The organism is Shewanella sp. 10N.286.51.B7 (assembly GCF_002873615.1).
In the GTDB taxonomy this organism is placed as follows: domain Bacteria; phylum Pseudomonadota; class Gammaproteobacteria; order Enterobacterales; family Shewanellaceae; genus Shewanella; species Shewanella electrodiphila.
Genome location: NZ_MCUF01000024.1, coordinates 258,367 through 278,811, shown reverse-complemented (window position 1 = coordinate 278,811; position 20,445 = coordinate 258,367). Strand labels below are relative to the sequence as shown.

Annotated in this window: 14 protein-coding genes; 5 read left to right on the top strand and 9 right to left on the bottom strand. The window is 39.1% G+C overall.

All coding sequences use genetic code 11. The features are described from left to right. Positions 1 to 35: 35 nt before the first annotated feature. Both BCU84_RS07170 and BCU84_RS07165 read right to left on the bottom strand, forming a co-directional pair. Positions 36 to 1,865, bottom strand: a complete 1,830-nt coding sequence (locus tag BCU84_RS07170; protein WP_198589542.1) for a DUF885 domain-containing protein — start codon at positions 1,863 to 1,865, stop codon at positions 36 to 38. A gap of 379 nt (positions 1,866 to 2,244) precedes the next feature. Next, entirely contained in the window at positions 2,245 to 3,639 is a 1,395-nt protein-coding gene (locus BCU84_RS07165) for an MATE family efflux transporter (protein WP_102527383.1), read from the bottom strand. A gap of 113 nt (positions 3,640 to 3,752) precedes the next feature. Between BCU84_RS07165 and BCU84_RS07160 the strand changes: the two genes are divergently transcribed. Continuing rightward, entirely contained in the window at positions 3,753 to 4,643 is an 891-nt protein-coding gene (locus BCU84_RS07160) for a LysR family transcriptional regulator (protein ID WP_102527382.1), read from the top strand. A 27-nt stretch (positions 4,644 to 4,670) separates the two neighbouring features. Here BCU84_RS07160 and yfaE read toward each other — a convergent pair whose 3' ends face one another. The 5 genes from yfaE to ubiG all read right to left on the bottom strand — a co-directional run bounded on the left by yfaE (position 4,671) and on the right by ubiG (position 10,576). Next, the gene (gene yfaE / locus BCU84_RS07155; protein WP_102527381.1) at positions 4,671 to 5,024 is read right to left on the bottom strand and encodes a class I ribonucleotide reductase maintenance protein YfaE; all 354 of its coding nucleotides are present in this window, start codon (positions 5,022 to 5,024) and stop codon (positions 4,671 to 4,673) included. Further along, the gene (gene nrdB, locus BCU84_RS07150) at positions 4,999 to 6,129 is read right to left on the bottom strand and encodes a class Ia ribonucleoside-diphosphate reductase subunit beta (protein ID WP_102527380.1); all 1,131 of its coding nucleotides are present in this window, start codon (positions 6,127 to 6,129) and stop codon (positions 4,999 to 5,001) included. Before nrdB ends, yfaE begins: the two co-directional genes overlap by 26 nt. Positions 6,130 to 6,183: 54 nt before the next feature. Continuing rightward, positions 6,184 to 8,472, bottom strand: a complete 2,289-nt coding sequence (nrdA, locus tag BCU84_RS07145) for a class 1a ribonucleoside-diphosphate reductase subunit alpha (RefSeq protein WP_102527379.1) — start codon at positions 8,470 to 8,472, stop codon at positions 6,184 to 6,186. A 574-nt stretch (positions 8,473 to 9,046) separates the two neighbouring features. Continuing rightward, the gene (locus tag BCU84_RS07140; protein ID WP_102527378.1) at positions 9,047 to 9,712 is read right to left on the bottom strand and encodes an HAD-IA family hydrolase; all 666 of its coding nucleotides are present in this window, start codon (positions 9,710 to 9,712) and stop codon (positions 9,047 to 9,049) included. A gap of 135 nt (positions 9,713 to 9,847) precedes the next feature. After that, entirely contained in the window at positions 9,848 to 10,576 is a 729-nt protein-coding gene (gene ubiG, locus BCU84_RS07135) for a bifunctional 2-polyprenyl-6-hydroxyphenol methylase/3-demethylubiquinol 3-O-methyltransferase UbiG (protein ID WP_102527403.1), read from the bottom strand. Between the two features lie 356 nt (positions 10,577 to 10,932). Here ubiG and gyrA point away from each other — a divergent pair, with 356 nt between their 5' ends. Next, positions 10,933 to 13,614 carry a DNA gyrase subunit A gene (gene gyrA, locus BCU84_RS07130; RefSeq protein WP_102527377.1) on the top strand — a complete coding sequence of 894 codons (2,682 nt, stop codon included), beginning with the start codon at positions 10,933 to 10,935 and terminating at the stop codon, positions 13,612 to 13,614. A 320-nt stretch (positions 13,615 to 13,934) separates the two neighbouring features. Here the strand turns inward: gyrA and BCU84_RS07125 are convergent, their stop codons facing one another. Continuing rightward, positions 13,935 to 15,107 carry a serine hydrolase domain-containing protein gene (locus BCU84_RS07125; RefSeq protein WP_102527376.1) on the bottom strand — a complete coding sequence of 391 codons (1,173 nt, stop codon included), beginning with the start codon at positions 15,105 to 15,107 and terminating at the stop codon, positions 13,935 to 13,937. A 414-nt stretch (positions 15,108 to 15,521) separates the two neighbouring features. Here BCU84_RS07125 and serC point away from each other — a divergent pair, with 414 nt between their 5' ends. After that, the gene (gene serC, locus BCU84_RS07120; protein ID WP_102527375.1) at positions 15,522 to 16,616 is read left to right on the top strand and encodes a 3-phosphoserine/phosphohydroxythreonine transaminase; all 1,095 of its coding nucleotides are present in this window, start codon (positions 15,522 to 15,524) and stop codon (positions 16,614 to 16,616) included. 82 nt (positions 16,617 to 16,698) lie between these two features. Here serC and BCU84_RS07115 read toward each other — a convergent pair whose 3' ends face one another. Then, the gene (locus BCU84_RS07115; RefSeq protein WP_102527374.1) at positions 16,699 to 17,889 is read right to left on the bottom strand and encodes an amino acid aminotransferase; all 1,191 of its coding nucleotides are present in this window, start codon (positions 17,887 to 17,889) and stop codon (positions 16,699 to 16,701) included. Between the two features lie 394 nt (positions 17,890 to 18,283). Here BCU84_RS07115 and aroA point away from each other — a divergent pair, with 394 nt between their 5' ends. After that, positions 18,284 to 19,564 (top strand): 3-phosphoshikimate 1-carboxyvinyltransferase, encoded by a 1,281-nt coding sequence (gene aroA / locus BCU84_RS07110; RefSeq protein ID WP_102527373.1) that lies wholly within the window; start codon positions 18,284 to 18,286, stop codon positions 19,562 to 19,564. Between the two features lie 181 nt (positions 19,565 to 19,745). Then, on the top strand, positions 19,746 to 20,423 hold the full coding sequence (gene cmk / locus BCU84_RS07105) for a (d)CMP kinase (protein ID WP_102527372.1): 678 nt from the start codon (positions 19,746 to 19,748) through the stop codon (positions 20,421 to 20,423). The last annotated feature ends 22 nt before the right edge of the window (positions 20,424 to 20,445 follow it).

The window sequence follows — 20,445 nt, the reverse complement described above, 5'->3', positions numbered from 1 at the left end:
CTTTCTTTTATTTTATTGTTATATTTTAACGAGTTCTAAGCTTGTTGTAGCCTTTGTTCTATATATTGATCAATGACTGTTTCCAATAAATCTAAAGGCATTGCACCATTTTTCAGCACCGCATCATGAAACTCACGTATATCATATTTATCCTGGAGTTTATCTTGAGCTTTCTGTCGCAGCTCTAGAATTTTCATCATGCCAACTTTGTAAGATGTCGCTTGGCCTGGCATGACAATATAGCGTTCAATTTCTGATATGACATCACGCTCCGCACGGCCAGTATTAGCGCTCATGTATGCTATCGACTCTTCTCGAGTCCAGCGTTTGTGATGCAAGCCAGTATCGACGACAAGGCGAACGGCACGTAATAACTCATCTGTTAAGCGGCCTATGTTATCTGCTGGTGTGTTTTGAAAACCTTGTTCATAAGCTAAACGCTCAGCATATAATGCCCAACCTTCGGAGTAAGCTGTAAAAGGTGCAAATCTGCGCAACAAAGGCATACCTTCAAGTTCCATAGCGATGGATACTTGAAAGTGATGTCCTGGAATGCCCTCATGGTAGGCTAATGTACGCATCGCATATCTAGGTGAGGTCTTTATATCATATAGATTTGCAAAGAAACGCCCTGGGCGACTGCCATCTAATGAGGGGCCTTGATAATAAGCTCCTGGTGCTGTTTTTTCTTTAAACTCAGGTATTCTAACCACTTCCATGCCAGCTTTTGGGCGAATGTTAAAACTGTCATCTAGACCGTCATTAATTTCATCCAGTATGGTTTGGTAGTCGACGAGGATTTGAGCTCTACCTTCATCACTGTCTTCATAATAATATTCTGGTTTATCAGAAAACGTGTTCATTGCTGCAAGGTAGCCATCACTGGTATCAATGCCTTCTTGCTCAAATAAAACTAACATTTCTGCTTGGATACGCGCGACTTCGGTTAAACCCAATTCATGAATATAATCAGGGGTGTAATCTGTTGTAGTAAATAGCTTTAAAGCTAACGCATAGGCTTGCTCGCCTTGAGGTAAATGCCAATATCCATCGTCAGTGCCAGCCTTGGGTTTTAATGCTTCAAAATAATTGATGAATAAATCATAGGCGGGATATATTGAATCTATAATCGCTTGCTCTGTTTGCGCAAGGAGTCTAGCTTTTTCAGAGTCTGATATTTCTTCAGTCGCATCAAATTTTGTTACAAGCGAAGTATAAAGAATATTTTCATTTGCAGGTGTTGCAACAAAACCATGCATTTCATCAAGCACTCGCTGAATCACAAAGCGTGGCGGAATGATATTGCGATCTTCACGCTCTTGAAGTGCTAATAGGTACTGTGAAAATTTGCGGTTTAGTTCACCCATTCTTGAAAGATAGTTTTCGGCATCTTCAACTGTGGCCACTTGATGTGATGACTCCATAAAACTTGGGAAGCCACTTTGAATGCCAAACATTTGATTTGCCGGATAGGTGTGATACTGAAACTTGTCGAAATCATCGATAAGACCTGTCAAATATAGGGCTATTTGTTTCGATATAAGCTGATTTTCATCTAAATTATTATCTTCATATTGATGCAAGCCATCACGAAAGCTTTTCATTTCATCAAACATGGCTTTGCTGTTAGATGGATCGACATCATCAAGGTGAGCATTATGTCCTTTTATACCAACTGACTCGAGAAATCCAAGAGAGGTTAACCCTTCAGGATCTTTAAAAGCCATCTTAACCATTTGGCGATCTAGATAAGATCTAAACATAAATGGTTTATCAGCATACCACTCATGGGCAGCGAAACTCGCACCAATAGTGGCAACACCTAACGTGCCAAGTCCTAACCATTTCAATGATTTTTTAATCATGATTGTCCCTATTTATTGTTGTTTTAATCCATTTTAGATAATGATTTAATCTTATTTTACGCCAGTGGATATTAACAACTAACTAACATAAGTCGAAGTTATTGAACACTAAAAGTGTAAAATTGTATGCCAAAGATGAATATTGCTGATTGCTAATAACTTTTTGCTTAGTACTTAAGCTTGTAAACAGCAGGTATTTTGAGCTGAAGACGAGCGGATTAAATACAACTCTTTTTCATGGCAGGTTATGAAGGATTTTGAAGGGTTATGACAATGCTGAATCTACACTCGCCACATAATGGATGTATATATATGGCGAGTTTATTTTATCAAGTTGTAATGAGCATTAACTGCGGAGCAATATTCATCCATGCATCGATTAAGAGGCGTTAAGTTCACTGAAAGTATGCAAATCCCTCTTTGTTGGCTGCTCACCTAATTGATTGATCCGTTTAATCTCACTGAAAATTAATGGTGACAGAATAATACACAAAGCGATATTAGATAAGGGCACTGATAACCAAATGCCATTAACCCCAAGTAAAGAAGGTAGCATTAATAGAAAGGGTATTTGAATTAGCATATTACCCAATGAAATCGTTAATGAACGACCACCTTGGTTAACTGCCATAAAATACATGGTAGCGATAAAAATAAGTCCATCTAACACCAAAGCAAATAAATGTAATCTCATCCCAATCAAGGTTTCAGCCATTAAAGCTTGGTCTTGACTGCTAAAAAAACCGATAACAAACTCAGGGAACACATTGATAAAGGTCACTGTTGATACGGCTAATACCATAATGACTTTAACAGCGAGTTTTACCGTCGCTTTGATATTGCTGACTTCTTTTGCGCCGTAGTAGTAACTCACAGGTGGTTGCATACCACTTGCAATACCTTCAGCCAACAAAAAGAAGGTGGTAGCCACGTATCCTACGATGGCAAAAGCGGCAACATGTACAGCAGAGCCGAACTTCATGAATAAATAGTTGTGCAATGCAATAATAAAACTGAAGTATAAAAACATAAACAAACTCGAGCTACCGAGCACAATGATATGTTTCATTTGAGAAAAGCAGATAGAACTTAGATTAAGTTTGGCTTTTGTATTGGCTTTTGATGAGAAAAAGTAGCTGAAACCGAGTACAACTACGACCGCTTGTGACACTAATGTCGCAATCGCTGCGCCCTTTAAGCCCAATGGATAGACGGCAATTAACAAATAATCCAATGCAATATTTAGCGTGGCACCAACGATTAAAAGCTTTGTGGCAAGACCTGGGTTTTCATCGTTTCGTACTAATAGCGGTAAAGCTGTTGCCGCTGCAGTAAAGAATGCACCATAAGCAAATACTTCTATATAGTCCATTGCCATGGTGTAGTTAGCGCCGCTAGCTGACTGTAACAATAATAACGATTCACCCCATAGTTGAATGAATACGGCAGCAGCAATACTTAACAACACAATTAGTGCGATGGCATTATTTAATACACGCTGTCCGTCTTCGGGTTTATTTTCGCCTCGGCTGATGGATAATAAACTACCACCGCCCATGCCAATCATCATTCCAACACCGGCGATACAGCAGATTACTGGCCAAGCCATGTTGATCCCAGCTAAACCTTCAAAACCCACATAGTGACCAACAAAAATGCCATCAATAATCTGATATAAGCCGCTGACGAGCATAGCAGCAATAGAAGGGATGGCATATTTCCAGAAATGCTGGCTGACCGTCAAACTTGATGGTTTTGAAATAAGGTTAGACATTCTACACACTCAAATAAATTTACAGACTTAATGTTGTCCATTATGGCTATTTATAAGATAGAATAAAGTTAGTATCTATCCGATTTTCGGATAGTATTTTAGCGGGAGTCAACATGAACTGGTCTATAGAACAGTTACAAGCATTTGTTGCAGCGGCGAATATGGGATCATTTTCCTCTGCTGCGCGTTCATTAGGTAAAGCGCAGTCTCGTGTGAGTACTGCGGTAGCCAATTTAGAAATAGATTTAGGTTTTAAACTCTTCGATAGAACAGGGCGTATGCCAGTACTTACCGAGCAAGGCGAACAGATGTTCATCGAAGCGAAAGCAGTACTAGCACAATGTGAACGATTAAATTCACGTGCAATGACAGTGCAAACAGAGGATGAGCTTGCATTGACTATTGCTATTGACGAAGCTGTACCAATTTCTACATTTGAAGCTTTTTTTGATAAAACGGCCAATACATTCCCTTTGTTAAAACTGACTATTTTGAATGGTTCAAGAGATGACATTGCTCAATGGGTTGATGATGGCAAAGCAGATTTAGGTATTTTGTTTCGCAATGAACAACTCTGTGAGCGACTTGAGTTTTTTAGCATAGACAGTTTTCATCAATCTTTGATTGTTTCGGTAAATCATCCGCTAGCAAATGTTGCGACTCCCAATATCGCTGAACTGAATCAGTATCGACAGTTGGTTATATGTGATTTACAAACCCAGAGTAAGCCCATTTCGGCAAACTGTTGGCATGTTGATAGCTATTACTATATTACGTCTTTGGTCATAAGAGGTTTAGGTTGGGCGCTAGTGCCTGAGCACATTGCTGACTCGTCTTGGTATTCTGGTGAAATTAAAGAATTGAGTTGTTATCACATTCCAGATTCGTTATTGATTGAAATGGGATTGGTAAAGCGTCGCGATAAAGGGGCGGGTAATATTATGAATTGGATGTTTGGTGAAGTTGATAAAATGTTTAATGAGGCAAAGAAAGCCAAAGGTTAGTGCTTTTTTGAGACAACTCACCTTAGCTTAATCTAAGAAAACCACAGACTTGTTATGTTGAACATATAAGTTACTGGGCTCATCTGTGGTCAAATCTAGATCTAGATTTGTATCAGGTACGCAGCAACAAGGTAAGCATTCATCTTGTTTTAGCTCAATCAGTGGCTTAGTAAGGTAACGAACGCTACCTTTGTTGACCTTGGTTTTACAAGCGCCACAAAACCCATTTCTACATTCAGAGAAAATATTAACTTTTTTAGTTTCTAATACTTCAAGTAGTGTGTGTTGCTGCTGGTTGAACAGCAACACTGGTTCGCCATTTAAACTGACAATGGGCGCTTTTTTAAAATTGTGCTTATAGGTCAAAATCAGAGAACTCATCACTGTCGACTGCAGAGTCAATCTGTCCCACTAAGTATGATGAAACTTCAACTTCCTGCGGCGCTACTTGAACAGCGTCACTTTCTAACCAGTTTTTCATCCAAGGTAGTGGATTAGTTTGCTCTGGGTAGGGTTGCGGTAAGTTAACAGCTTTCATACGTTGGTTGGTTATGTACTCAACATACTGACATAAAATTTGTTCATTTAAGCCAATCATTGAACCATCTTTGAATAGGTATTGTGCCCATTCTTTTTCTTGTTCAGCCGCTTTATAAAAAATATCGTAGGCTTGATCGTGACATTCTTTAGCGATTTCGCCCATTTCAGGATCATCTTTACCACCTTGCATGATATTCACTATGTGCTGCGTACTATTTAAGTGCAATGCTTCATCGCGAGCAATTAAGCGAATAATCTTAGCATTACCTTCCATCAACTTACGTTCCGCGAAAGCAAATGAACAGGCAAAACTGACATAGAAACGAATCGCTTCTAAAGCGTTGACTGACATCATGCACAGGTAAAGTGATTTTTTAAGGATACGAGAGCTAACAGCTATCTCTTTACCATTAATGGTGTGCGTGCCTTCACCATGCAGATTGAATACTTGAGTTAACTCAATGAGGTCATCATAGTACTGAGCAATATCACCAGCACGTTTCAGAATTTCTTCGTTCACAACGATATCGTCAAATACAACCGAAGGATCGTTAACGATGTTACGAATAATATGGGTATACGAACGTGAGTGAATGGTTTCTGAGAATGACCAAGTTTCAATCCAAGTTTCTAATTCAGGTAACGACACTAACGGCAAAAGGGCAACGTTTGGTGAACGGCCTTGAATAGAATCAAGTAACGTTTGGTATTTAAGGTTTGAGATGAAAATGTGCTTTTCATGCTCAGGCAAACTTTGATAATCGATTTTATCTTTACTTACATCTACTTCTTCTGGGCGCCAGAAAAAAGATAATTGCTTTTCAATTAACTTTTCAAAAACTTCATATTTTTGTTGATCGTAACGCGCAACATTAACTGATTGGCCCATGAACATTGGTTCGTTCATTGGATTGTTCGGTGTTTGACAAAAAGTAGAGTAAGCCATTTATATATCCCAAAAAAGCGGGGAAAGCCCCCGCAATTATATGCTAATTATTGATTAAATTTTACAAGCGCCGCCGGCACAATCGTCATCTTCTTTTTCGACTACAGTAATGTCGTCTAAGTTGTCTGATGCACCATCACGAGTGTTGTGATAGTAAAGGGTTTTTACCCCTAACTTGTAGGCTGTAAGCAAATCTTTAAGCAAGGTTTGCATTGGTACTTTTTGACCGTCAAAGCGAGTAGGGTCGTAGTTAGTGTTGGCGGAAATTGCTTGGTCGATAAACTTCTGCATAATCCCGACTAATTCTAAATAACCGTTATTGTTCGGCATATTCCAAAGCAATTCGTACTGATGCTTAAGCTCATCAAAATCTGGTACTACTTGCTTTAACTGACCGTCTTTACTTGCTTTAACGCTGATTAATCCACGTGGTGGTTCAATACCGTTGGTCGCGTTAGAAATCTGCGAAGAGGTTTCTGAAGGCATCAATGCTGACAACGTTGAGTTACGTAAACCGTACTCTTTAATGTCGCTACGTAATCCTTCCCAATCCATGTGTAATGGTTCATCACAGATTTTGTCTAAGTCACGTTTGTAAGTATCAATTGGCAAGATACCTTCTGCATAAGTCGTTTCGTTAAATAACGGACATGCACCTTGCTCTTTGGCTAAGTTCATTGACGCTTTCAATAAGTAGAATTGAATTGCTTCAAAGGTTTTGTGAGTCAAGTTGTTACCTGAGCCATCAGAATATTTCATGCCATTTTTTGCTAAGTAATTTGCAAAGTTAATTACACCTATACCTAGCGTACGACGATTCATTGAACCAAGTTGCGCAGAGATAATTGGGTAATCTTGATAATCGAGTAAGTTATCCAAAGCACGAACGGCTAAATCAGCTAAAGGCTCTAACTCTGATAAGTCATTGATAGCACCAAGGTTTAGCGCTGAAAGAGTACAAAGGGCAATTTCACCATTTGGATCTTCAATGTTTTTCATTGGCTTAGTTGGCAAGGCAATTTCTAAACAAAGGTTAGATTGTTTGATTGGTGCAACTTTCGGATCAAACGGGCTGTGGGTATTACAATGGTCAACATTTTGAATGTAAATACGACCAGTAGAAGCACGTTCCTGCATCATCAATGAAAATAATTCAACTGCTTTAATCTCTTTACGACGAATGCTAGTGTCAGCTTCATACTGCAAATAAAGGCGCTCAAACTCAACTTGGTCAGCAAAGAATGCATCGTACAAACCAGGCACATCAGATGGGCTGAATAAGCTGATGTTTTGTGACTTAATTAAACGCTGATACATCAGCTTGTTTAATTGCACACCATAATCAAGGTGACGAACACGGTTATCGTCAACACCACGGTTATTTTTCAGTACCAGCAGAGATTCAACTTCTAGATGCCAAATTGGGTAGAACAAGGTTGCTGCACCGCCACGGACACCGCCTTGAGAACATGACTTAACGGCTGTTTGGAAATATTTGTAAAATGGTAAGCAACCAGTGTGGAATGCTTCTCCACCACGAATTGGGCTTCCTAATGCACGAATACGCCCAGCGTTAATACCAATACCAGCACGTTGGCTAACGTATTTAACGATTGAAGAGGCTGTAGCATTGATTGAATCTAAGCTGTCATCACATTCAATTAATACACAAGAGCTGAACTGACGAGTCGGCGTACGTACACCAGCCATAATCGGCGTAGGTAATGAAATCTTAAAAGTAGAAACCGCATCATAAAAGCGCTTGATGTAGTCAAGGCGGGTTTCTTTTGGATACTTAGCGAATAAACATGCAGCGACCAAAATATAAAGGAACTGGGCACTCTCGTATATTTCGTTAGTCACACGGTTTTGTACTAGATACTTACCTTCTAACTGCTTAACTGCAGCATATGAAAAGTTCATATCACGCCAATGATCCATATAGCCGTCAAGAATGGTTAATTCTTCAGCTGTGTAGTCTTCAACGATGTGCTTATCGTATTTACCGATTTCTACTAAACGGTTAACTTGGTCGACTAACTTTGGAGGCTCAAATTGGCCAAAGGCTTTTTTACGAAGATGGAAAACAGCTAAGCGTGCAGCAAGAAATTGATAATCTGGCGATTCTGGAGAAATTAAATCCGCAGCGGCTTTAATAATAGTTTCATGAATAGCTTCAGTTGGAATACCATCAAAAAACTGCAGGTGTGATCGTAATTCTACTTCAGAGACTGATACGTTATTCAGTCCTTTTGCTGCCCATTCGATAACGCGATGAATTTTGTCTAAATCGATTGTTTCGCGCTCGCCACTACGTTTAGTGACTGTCATATTGCTGTTCATTAAAAAGAGACCTTGGTTCTATATTTATTGGTGTAATTTATTATTTGGATCTTGTTTAACCGTACTGCTTACGATCGCCAATAAATCACATTACGTTCCCTTGTAAGTCGATCATCCAAAAGCATTTACAACATTAAATTTACAAAAATACTAGTGATACAGCGAGATACTGAGCTTTTTAAGCTAGTGTCTCGTGGTGATGTCATACACAAGATATGGTGTTTTTAAATTTGATACATACAAGATAGTGAGGTTGGCGTACTTTTGCAAGCAAGATTTTACTGAATAACTTGTGGATATCTTATGTATAGTGAAACAAGTTAGTAAAAGCTAACCTGCTAACGCAAATTACGCTTTGAATAATTAGGTTAGGTTAAATTTTGAACGAAGAACGAGTTCGGTTTGATCGCTACAATATTCAGCGATCAATTGTTTTGTTGAAAAAATAGTTTGATCTTTATAGAAAGGTTTTGCTAAGCCAAACTGGTATTATTTAATTCATTAAAACACTGTCAAAAATAGTCTTAAATACGGTAAGCGAATTAAATAGCCCCCTAGTTTTAGAGAAGAATGTTTAGAGAACAGTATTTAGAAAGTATTGCTGGAGCGCATGAACTGATTCGAATTCAAGTTGGCTTGGCCATTGTGACGGTGTATCAGATTCAGACAAATAACCCCACAATGCCGTCCCACCAATCATACCTGCTTTTTCTGCCGCGACTAAGTCACGCTCAGCGTCACCAAGGTATAAGATCTGCTCTGGTAGACAGTCAATTTGTTGAGCGGCTAATAGCATTGGCGCAGTATGTGGTTTTGGATATTGAGTTGAGTCACCGCTAATTACCGTTTTGGCCCTTTTAGTCAGCCCTAAAGCACAGACTAGAGGGCGAGTAAACTTAGCTTGCTTATTAGTGACGATCCCAAATGGGATATTATGACTATCTAATAAAGTTAGGAAGGCTTCGAATCCTTGAAATAATTTCGCTTTCTCACCATTGACTAGTTTGTAGTAGGCCAATAAGGATTGTTGAATTTCAATTTGAGATGCTTCATCAAGGTGTGGCACTCCGGCTTTAACCAGTGCCAAGCTTCCATGAGAAGCTGAGTAACGTAATTCATCAACGCTTTTAGACTCAATGCCGCGTTCTTGTAGGCTTAAATTTAATGCATGAATCAAATCTGGGGCGGTATCAGCAAGAGTACCATCTAAATCAAACAACACTGCTTTAATCGAATTCATACATCCCTTAGATACGTAATCGACACTTTATCAATGAGTAAAACGGATTAGCACTCTTTGTCAAAGCTAATTCTGTTAACGAAGCATTTTGCCTCTGGCAGCACCGTATTTGATGCTACCCATGAAAACTATTAATTAGTCAGCCACTTTTTGAGTGGCAATCATATAATTAACGTCAACTTTATTAGTGTACTTATATACACCCGATAATGGGTTATGGGTAATGCCTAGGGCATCACGACAAATTAGATCTGTTTTATCCACTAAATTTATTAACTCAGATGGTTTAATAAACTTACTGTGATCGTGTGTGCCGACTGGCAGCATTTTTAATACATATTCAGCACCTACAATGGCTTGTATATAAGACATCATATTGCGGTTAATGGTTGAGAAGAACACATAACCTTCAGGTTTTACCATGTCACAACAGGCTTGAATCACAGATAATGGGTCAGGGACGTGCTCAAGCATCTCCATACAAGTGACAACATCGTATTTAGCAGGGTTTGCACCAGCATGCTCTTCAGCTGTCATTGTGTCGTAATCCACTGTCACGCCAGTTTCTAATGCATGCAGCTTTGCCACTTCTATTTGGGCTTCACCCATATCAAGCCCAGTCACTTTCGCGCCTATTTTTGCCATGCTTTCAGACAAAATGCCACCACCACAACCAATATCAACGACTGTTTTACCAAATAAACCACCACAGGTTTGGTCGATATAATTTAATCGCAATGGGTTCAGCAAATGTAAAGGTTTAAAGTCACCATTTGGATCCCACCAAGACTCAGCCATATTGGCAAATTTTTCGATTTCTTGATGATCAACATTTTGTTGAGTGGTGTGTTCTTGATTCGACATTGCAAGGACCCATGATTTATTAGTGATTATTGCATGCATTATAACCATCCGTTGCAATAAACATAGTGAGATGAAACAAGATTCATTTCTAGTTGGTTATATATTCAACACTATTTGTAGATAAAAAGGACATCCGATATTTGTTAAACCATTTTCGTAATTTAAATAGTAGAGAAACCTAAACAATATTGACTTATTCTTGCTGTTTTTATTCAGTTTTTCACTTGCTTTAACTTTTCGTTGTCCTAGGGTCTAGCCACTTTTTATATCTGTGTTAGAATGCCAAATCACGTTTTTGAGCTACACAATAAAATGGAATAATTATTGTGCGCTAATTTTAGGGGAACGAGCAGTTTATGACTGATCTGGCATCATCAATTTCGCCAATTAACATCGAAGACGAACTAAAAAATTCTTATTTAGATTATGCAATGAGTGTAATCGTAGGTCGTGCATTACCCGACGTTCGTGACGGTTTAAAACCGGTTCACCGTCGTGTGCTTTTTGCAATGAACGAATTAAAGAACGACTTTAATAAGCCTTATAAAAAATCAGCTCGTGTTGTTGGTGACGTAATCGGTAAGTATCACCCACATGGTGACTCTGCTGTATACGATACAATCGTACGTATGGCTCAGCCATTCTCTATGCGTTATACGCTTGTTGACGGCCAAGGTAACTTTGGTTCAGTTGATGGCGATTCTGCAGCAGCAATGCGTTATACAGAAATTCGCATGGAAAAATTGGCTCATTCATTATTAGCCGATTTAGAAAAAGAAACAGTAGATTATGTACCTAACTATGATGGTACTGAGTTTATTCCTGCTGTACTACCAACGCGTGTACCGACATTATTAATTAATGGTTCTTCTGGTATCGCTGTTGGTATGGCAACCAATATACCTCCTCACAACATTTCTGAAGTGATCGGTGGTTGCTTAGCGTTAATTGAAGAGCCAAGTCTTTCAATTGAACAGCTAATGGAACACATTCCAGGTCCTGACTTCCCAACAGCAGCGTCTATCAATGGCCGTAAAGGTATCATTGATGCATACAAAACTGGCCGTGGCCGTGCTGTTATGCGCTCAAAAGCTGCAGTTGAAGAAGAGAATGGCCGTGAACGTATTATCGTTACTGAAATTCCTTATCAGGTTAACAAAGCGCGTTTGATTGAAAAAATCGCTGAGCTTGTAAAAGATAAGAAAATAGAAGGTATCAGTGGCTTACGCGACGAGTCTGATAAAGACGGTATGCGTATTGTTATTGAAATTAAACGTGGTGAAGTTGGCGAGGTTGTACTTAATAACCTATACGCTCAAACTCAAATGCAGTGCTCTTTTGGTATTAACATGGTTGCGTTGACAAATGGTCAACCAAAACTGTTTAACTTAAAAGAAATGCTTGAGTGTTTCATCCTTCACCGCCGTGAAGTCGTTACACGTAGAACCGTATTTGAATTACGTAAAGCACGTGAACGTGCACATATCCTAGAAGCACTTGCTATTGCATTGGCTAACATTGATCCAATCATTGCGTTAATTAAGGCTTCACCAACTCCTGCAGAAGCTAAGGTTAAATTAGTAGAGCAAGGTTGGAAGCTAGGAAATGTACAAGGTATGCTTGAAAAAGCAGGTGATGATGCAGCTCGTCCTGAGTGGTTAGAGCCAGAATTTGGTATTCGTGATGGCGAATACTTCTTAACTGAGCAGCAAGCACAGGCAATTCTAGAGCTTCGTTTACATCGCCTAACGGGCCTTGAACATGAAAAAATTCTTGCTGAATATGAAGAGTTACTCGAGTTCATTGCAGGTCTATTGTTTATTCTACGTAGCCCTGAACGCTTGATGGAAGTCATCAAAGAAGAGTTAGAAGAGATTCTAGAACAATACGGTGATGCTCGTCGTACTGTGATTAATCAAAACGAAGTTGATATGAGTCTTGAAGACTTAATTAACGAAGAAGATGTCGTGGTGACACTATCACACATGGGTTACGCTAAATATCAGCCATTGACTGATTACCAAGCGCAGCGCCGTGGTGGTAAAGGTAAAGCTGCAACGAAAGTGAAAGATGAAGATTTCGTTGAAAAACTGCTTGTTGCCAATACGCATGACACGATTCTATGTTTCTCTGACTTCGGTAAAATGTACTGGCTTAAAGTTTACCAGTTACCGTTGGCAAGCCGTACAGCACGTGGTCGTCCAATCATTAACTTGTTACCGCTTTCTGATGGTGAACGTATTACTGCGATTCTACCTGTGCGTGAATATGCTGATGATAAGTTTATTGTCATGGCTACCGCTCACGGTACCGTTAAGAAAACAGCATTAACTGCTTATAGTAATCCTCGTGCAAACGGTATTATTGCAGTTAACCTGAAAGATGATGATCAGTTAATTGGTGTTGATATTACTAATGGTAGTGATGACATCATGTTGTTCTCGAATGAAGGTAAAGTTGTTCGCTTTAACGAGAAAGTACGTGATTCTGAAACGGGTGAAGTGAAGAAAGATCCTGAGACTGGTGAAGATCTGATTGCTATCCGTCCAATGGGTCGTACGGCAACGGGTGTTCGTGGTATCAAACTTGAAGATGGTCAAAAAGTTGTTTCAATGATCATTCCTAAAGAAGATGGCTCTATTCTTACGGTAACTGAAAATGGTTACGGTAAGCGTACAGACCTATCTGAGTACCCAGCTAAGAGCCGTGGCACTAAAGGTGTTGTTTCAATCAAAGTGAGTGAGCGTAACGGTGCAGTCGTTGGCGCTGTTCAAGTGACTGAATCTGAAGAAATCATGCTGATTAGTAACAAAGGTACTCTGGTACGTACTCCTTCTAACGGTGTTTCATTGATTGGTCGTAACACACAAGGTGTGACAATCATTCGTACTGCTGAAGATGAAAAAGTAGTCGGTTTGCAAAGACTTGATGAAATTGAAGTCCCAGAAGAAGAGTTTGTTGAAGGCGAAGAGTCTGAAACAGCTGCAGTAGAAAATACTGCTGACGATGCGACTGATACACCAGAAGCAGATGCTTAATCGAGTTATTTGCTGAAACAAAAAAAGGATGCCAATGGCATCCTTTTTTATTGGTTCTTTTTTATAATCGATAACGTTAAACTTAGCGTAAACACAGCTTTAGTGTTTTTAATTATAGGTTTGTAAATTGTCTCAAACTACAGTGTTTGGTTTAGTGTTGTTTGCTCACTTACTTACCTACTTAATGCGTAAATGGCTACAGTTATTCGCTGTCACAAGTATTCACCACTCGATGGATTAACTTGTTTAAGACAGCTTGATTACTTAACTTAACTTAACTTAATTTAACTTATATTAGTTCAGCTCAGTTCTATTCAGTTTTAGTTCGCTGATGTATTACTGGCGAGGACATCTGCACGTTTAAATGTATCACGCCAAAATGCCGAACTGAGTTTAGCAATAACCCTTGATTCTCCATTAAGTAACATTGCCATACCGATATTTAATTCAGGTGAGTAGGAGACTTCGGCAACATAACCAGCCACCCATCCAGCATGATAAATTAATGGTCTACCTTCAAATTCATAAACTCGCCAACCTTTACCGTAATGAGCATTATCTAGATAAGCTCTCCAATCACGGCGGCGTAGTTCTTTTGTTGTTCTAACACCTGGGGTAGTAACATCTTTAATCACACTGTTGGACAGTACCCCAGGGTTTTCACCTAGATTGGCAATTAGCCATTTTGACATATCAGTAATGCTGGCATTAACACCAGCAGCAGGCGCTAATTTGTAATAGTTGGGTTTTACTTTTACTTTTCTAAATCCTGATTTCGTTTTTACGTGTGGCTCAGCGCGATTACTTTGCTGATCGAATGCGTCATAACCAATGGATGCTGACTTCATATCTAAAGGTGAAAATATCTTATTTTGCAGTAAAGATTCATAAGATTGACCCGATTGTTGTTCTATTGCGTCTTGAATAAATGAAAATGCTACATTCTGGTAGCTGTAACAGACCCCAGGAGAACACATCGGGGTGAGCTCAGAGAATTTGTTGATTATTCTTTCCATGCCCACATTGGCATTGATTAAATTATCATAGCTATTAGGCATCAAGCCGGTACTTTGTCCAATGATATGGCCGAGATTGATTTGCTGCGCTTTTTGTTTGTCGGCAAGGGTAAACTCTGGCAAGTAGCTTTTGATCGGCTGTTGCCAATTTAATTTTTTCTCATTGACCAACATACTGGCTAACGTGCCAGCAAAAGTTTTAGATACAGACGCTAATCTAAATACAGTGTCTGCATTGACATTCAAACTGCCGCCTTTTGTTCGTTTACCATATGTACTGAGTTTCAGCACTTTGTCGCCCTCAACTATCACAAATGCGCCTCCTGGCACTTTGCTTGTTTTAAGCTGTTGATGAAAACGCTGTTTAAAGCTGTCGGCTAAAGGAGAATAGTCAGATTGCTCTGCAGCTATTAAGGAAGTAGGGAGCAAACTAACAAAAGATACAGCGCCTAAAAATAATATAGGTTTTAAAAACATGTACAGTTCCAATGACCGTTAATACGGTTTATTTATTATTGTGTTGACGTCTATAACTAAAAAGGACGTTTGTTACTCATTTGTATACAAGTATTGTTGTTTAATTTAATGATATTTACTAGTGACTCGTCATGTAAATTCAAACAATCTGTTTCATTTTAAACATAAAAATAGTGCCGTAGTTTACTTATGCAGCACTTAATAAAATAGCAGGTTATTTATTGATAATTGACCAGTAGATTCTATCAAAAAATGCTTTGTTGATAGTATTTAAAAGTATATTTTGAGTAATTAAATCATGCTTGATCTGCTTTATGATTATTTTTCATTTTAGCTGTGAAACAGTTGGGATATACTGCATGTCAAAATGCTATCAATTTAATGTTTTAACTAAAAACGATAAAGGACAATGCTGTGAGCGCTATTTATAATTTTTGTGCTGGACCTGCCATGTTACCACAAGCTGTAATGCAAAAAGCGCAGCAAGAACTAATTGATTGGAATGGTTTAGGTGTCTCCGTCATGGAAATTAGCCATCGAAGTAAAGAGTTCATTGCATTAACTCAACATGCTGAAAAAACATTACGCGCATTAATGGATATACCAGAAAACTATCATGTGTTATTTATGCATGGTGGTGGTCGTGGTCAATTCACCAATGTCGTTAATAACTTTTTAGGTGATAACGGTAAGGCTTTGTATTTAGTTAATGGCCAATGGTCAACAGCAGCGGTTAAAGAAGCGGTTAAATTGGTGGGTGATGACAATATTGATCAAATGAACATTGTCGAAAACTGTGATGGTGTCAATCAAGTTGTTCTTCCTGAGCTCAATGCCATTGATAAAGATTATCGCTATGTCCATTTTTGTGCCAATGAGACCGTTGACGGCATAGAAATATTTGAATCACTTGAAAGCCCATGGCCTGTGGTGGTTGATTTATCTTCAACGATTATGTCACGCCAAATAGACGTTAGTAAGTATGGGCTGATCTATGCCGGCGCTCAAAAAAATATCGGCCCATCAGGTTTATCTATTGTCATTGTTCGTGACGATATGTTGAAACTGCCTAGTTTAGCTCAGTCTTCAATTATGGATTACAGCGTCGCGCAGGCGAACGATTCTATGTTCAATACACCACCAACATTTGCATGGTATCTTGCCGCAGAAGTGTTTGATTGGTTGACTGCGCAAGGTGGCGTTACTGAGATAGAAAAAATCAATAAACAAAAAGCGGATTTACTGTATCAGTGTATAGACAGTAATCCGTTTTATAAAAATGGTGTTAAAGCAGAAAACCGTTCAAGAATGAACGTCACTTTTCAGTTAACTGACAACAGTCTAGATAGTGAGTTTTTAAAGCAAGCGGAGCAGGCGGGTCTTGTTGCGCTTAAAGGACATCGTATTGTCGGTGGCATGAGAGCAAGTATTTATAATGCGATGCCATTATCAGGTGTTCAAGCTTTGGTTAACTTTATGGAAACGTTTGCAAAACAACATAGTGCATAACTGTTTAAGCTAATCATAAATAAAAAAGCGAATGACATTAATGTCGTTCGCTTTTTAGTTTATATGTGTTTAGTGATGTTGATTATAAAATTGTCGCGATTGATTTAGCCAGATAATCAACGTTTGCTTCACTGATACCAGCAATACTCATCCGGCTTGAACCTACCATATAAATACTGTGTTGCTGCTTAAGCGTTTCTACTTGTTCAGGGTTAATACCTAAGAAGGAGAACATTCCTTTTTGTTTAGCAATGAAGCTGAAATCTTGCTCAACACCGTTTTCAATTAATTTACTCACCAGCATTTGACGGTTGCCGTTAATGCGATCTCGCATGACTGTTAATTCATTTAACCATGCTTGTTTTAACTCTGGATTTCCAAGTATGGTCTCAACCAATGCTGCACCGTGTGCTGGCGGCATAGAGTAGATACAACGCACAACATACAGTAGAACAGAAAAAGCAACGTTTGCAGCTTGGCTATTATCAGCGACAATAGTACATGCGCCAATACGCTCACGGTATAAACCGAAGTTTTTAGAGCACGAACTACATAAAATCATTTCCTCTACAGCCGCAGCCATCTGGCGAACGCCATAGGCATCTTCATCGACACCATCACCAAAACCTTGATAAGCCATATCAATCAGTGGTGTGAAGCCTTGCTGAGCTGTGATGCTAATTACTTCATCCCATTGCGATTGAGTTAAATCCATTCCACTCGGGTTGTGACAACATGCATGCAATAAAACGACGTCATCTTTATTGATTTGTTTTAATGCATCGACCATTTGATCAAATTTAAGGGTTTTAGTGTCATAGTCATAATAAGGATAGGTTTTAACCGTTAAGCCAGCAGCTTCAAATAGGCCAGTGTGATTGGCCCAAGTTGGATCGCTAACCCAAATGACGGCATTGGGATTACAACTTTTAATAAATTCAGCTGCCACTCTCAATGCGCCAGTACCGCCAGGTGTTGACACTGTGCGAATACGATCAGCAAGCAATGCTGTATGACTTTGTCCAAATGCAAGTTCAGACATTAATTGATTAAACGACTCTGATCCGGTTGGGCCAATGTAGACTTTGGTGGTTTCAGTTTCTGTACGCATTTTTTCTGCTGTTTTTACACATTCCAGAATGGGTGTGTGACCCGCTGGATCTTTATAGACGCCAACACCTAAATCTATTTTCTGTGAGTGATTATCTTGGCGGTATTGAGTTAGCAAACCTAAGATTGGATCGGCTGGCATAGCAGTTAATGTTTTGAACATGACTGTTGACCTTATTTATTATTCAGTTTTAGTAGGATTAACTTAAGGGTAACGTAGATTAAATACTGAATGAAATGCCTTTTTTATAATAACACCAAAAAGCTTATTTTTATGAGCCGAAAGTTTACAGTTTACGGTTCAATAGTGCAGAACAGGCTCTGACTTTAAGTTAAACAGGCTGTTTTTCATTCATTTTATTCAAGTTGGCTTAAAAACAGTAAATAAATGTCATATTTCCCTTGAATCATGGGCTGCAATCAGTAAATTTGTAGGCAAGAATAATTATTCAATTTGATAGTGCCCAAATCGTATAGATAAATTGACAAAGCTGTCTTTATCTTTTGCCTTCAGTCATTCTCGCGTTTAGCTAGAAATCATTTAAGAAGAATCGCTAATGAAACAATTGCGTCTAGAACCCGTTAACAAAGTAAATGGTGTCGTTAATATCCCTGGCTCAAAGAGCATATCAAATAGAGCATTATTGTTAGCGACGCTAGCAAAAGGGAAAACAACCCTGACAAATTTATTAGATTCAGACGATATTCGCTATATGTTGGCATCATTAAAGCAATTAGGCGTTGAGTACCAATTGTCTGAAAACAACACCGTGTGTGAATTAGAAGGTTTAGGCAAGCCATTAAGTGCTCAGCAAGCGCAGACTTTATTTTTAGGTAATGCAGGCACGGCAATGCGACCATTATGTGCAGCGCTTACGTTAGGTTCAGGTGAGTTTACCTTAACAGGTGAACCTCGCATGGAAGAAAGACCTATTGGAGATTTAGTTGATTCGTTACGTCAGTTAGGTGCAAATATAACTTACCTTAAGAATGATGGCTTTCCACCTTTAACTATCAATGCAGACGGTTTAAATGGCGGAGAAGTTGAAATCGCAGGTGATTTATCTAGCCAATTTTTAACGGCATTATTAATGGTTGCCCCATTAACTAAAGACACAGTAAACATAAATATCAAGGGCGAGTTAGTTTCAAAGCCTTATATTGATATTACCATTGCATTAATGGCTCAGTTTGGTGTTGAAGTCATTAATCATGATTACCGCCGTTTTGAAATTCAAACTGGTCAGCAATATGTTTCACCGGGCAAAGTGCTTGTTGAAGGTGATGCATCATCAGCTTCTTATTTTCTCGCTGCTGGTGCAATTCAAGGTGGTGAAGTTAAAGTTACTGGTGTTGGTAAATTAAGTATTCAAGGAGATGTGAAATTTGCAGATGTACTTGAAAAAATGGGTGCAGACATTGAGTGGGGTGATGATTACATTATTGCACGCCAAGCAAAGCTAACGGCTGTTGATTTAGATATGAATCATATTCCTGATGCGGCAATGACTATCGCGACTGCTGCGTTATTTGCTGAGGGGACCACACGCATAAGAAATATCTACAATTGGAGAATTAAAGAAACTGACCGCTTATCAGCTATGGCAACTGAACTCCGTAAAGTCGGTGCCACTGTAGAAGAAGGTCATGACTTTATTGCTGTTACTCCGCCAGCTAAGTTAAATACTGCAGCAATTGATACTTATAATGATCATCGTATGGCTATGTGTTTTTCTATGTTAGCCTTTGCTGACTGCGGGATTACCATCAATGACCCAGATTGCACGTCTAAAACATTCCCTACCTATTTCGCTGAGTTTGCTCGTTTAGCTCAATAAGGCTGTTGATTTCATCGACCAATTAAATGACGGCAGTCAATATACTGCCGTTGTTTTGATCTGGTTAGTGAACTTACAAAATACTCCAGTTTTTTCATCAAAATTGTTATACAATGCCGCCCGCTCATTTTGATGAACCTTTTTATACTTTCATGGAAGATTGTTTTTTTCGGAGGAATTTATGTCTGAACGTGCTCCAGTAGTCACAATCGACGGACCAAGCGGTGCAGGGAAAGGGACCATATGTCAATTAGTCGCAGAGAAACTAGATTGGCACTTATTAGATAGCGGTGCTATCTATCGCGTATTAGCCCTTGCTGCGATTCATCACAATGTTGAATTAGAGAATGAAGAAGCTATTACCTTACTTGCTGCTCATTTAGATGTGCAGTTTTTAACAGGTACTGAACAAGTTAAAGTGATTCTTGAAGGCGAAGATGTATCTACCAGCATCCGTACTCAAGAATGTGGCAATGCAGCGTCAAAAATTGCTGCATTTCCTCGAGTTCGCGAAGCATTATTGCGTCGTCAGCGTGCTTTTAGTAACACACCAGGTTTAGTCGCCGATGGCAGAGACATGGGGACGGTCGTTTTTCCTAATGCTCCAGCTAAGATTTTCCTTACTGCATCAGCAGAGGAAAGGGCGCAGCGACGCTATAAACAGTTGCAGGACAAGGGCTTCGATGTTAATATCGATCGCCTTTTATCTGAAATCATTGAACGTGATGACCGCGATATTAATCGTTCAGTCTCACCTTTAGTGCCTGCAGATGATGCGCTAGTGATTGATACTAGTGGTATAGGTATTAATGATGTGCTTGAGCTTGTGCTTGAACACATCAATAAAAACTTAACGTAATTTCTTAATTCTGAGAGATTAT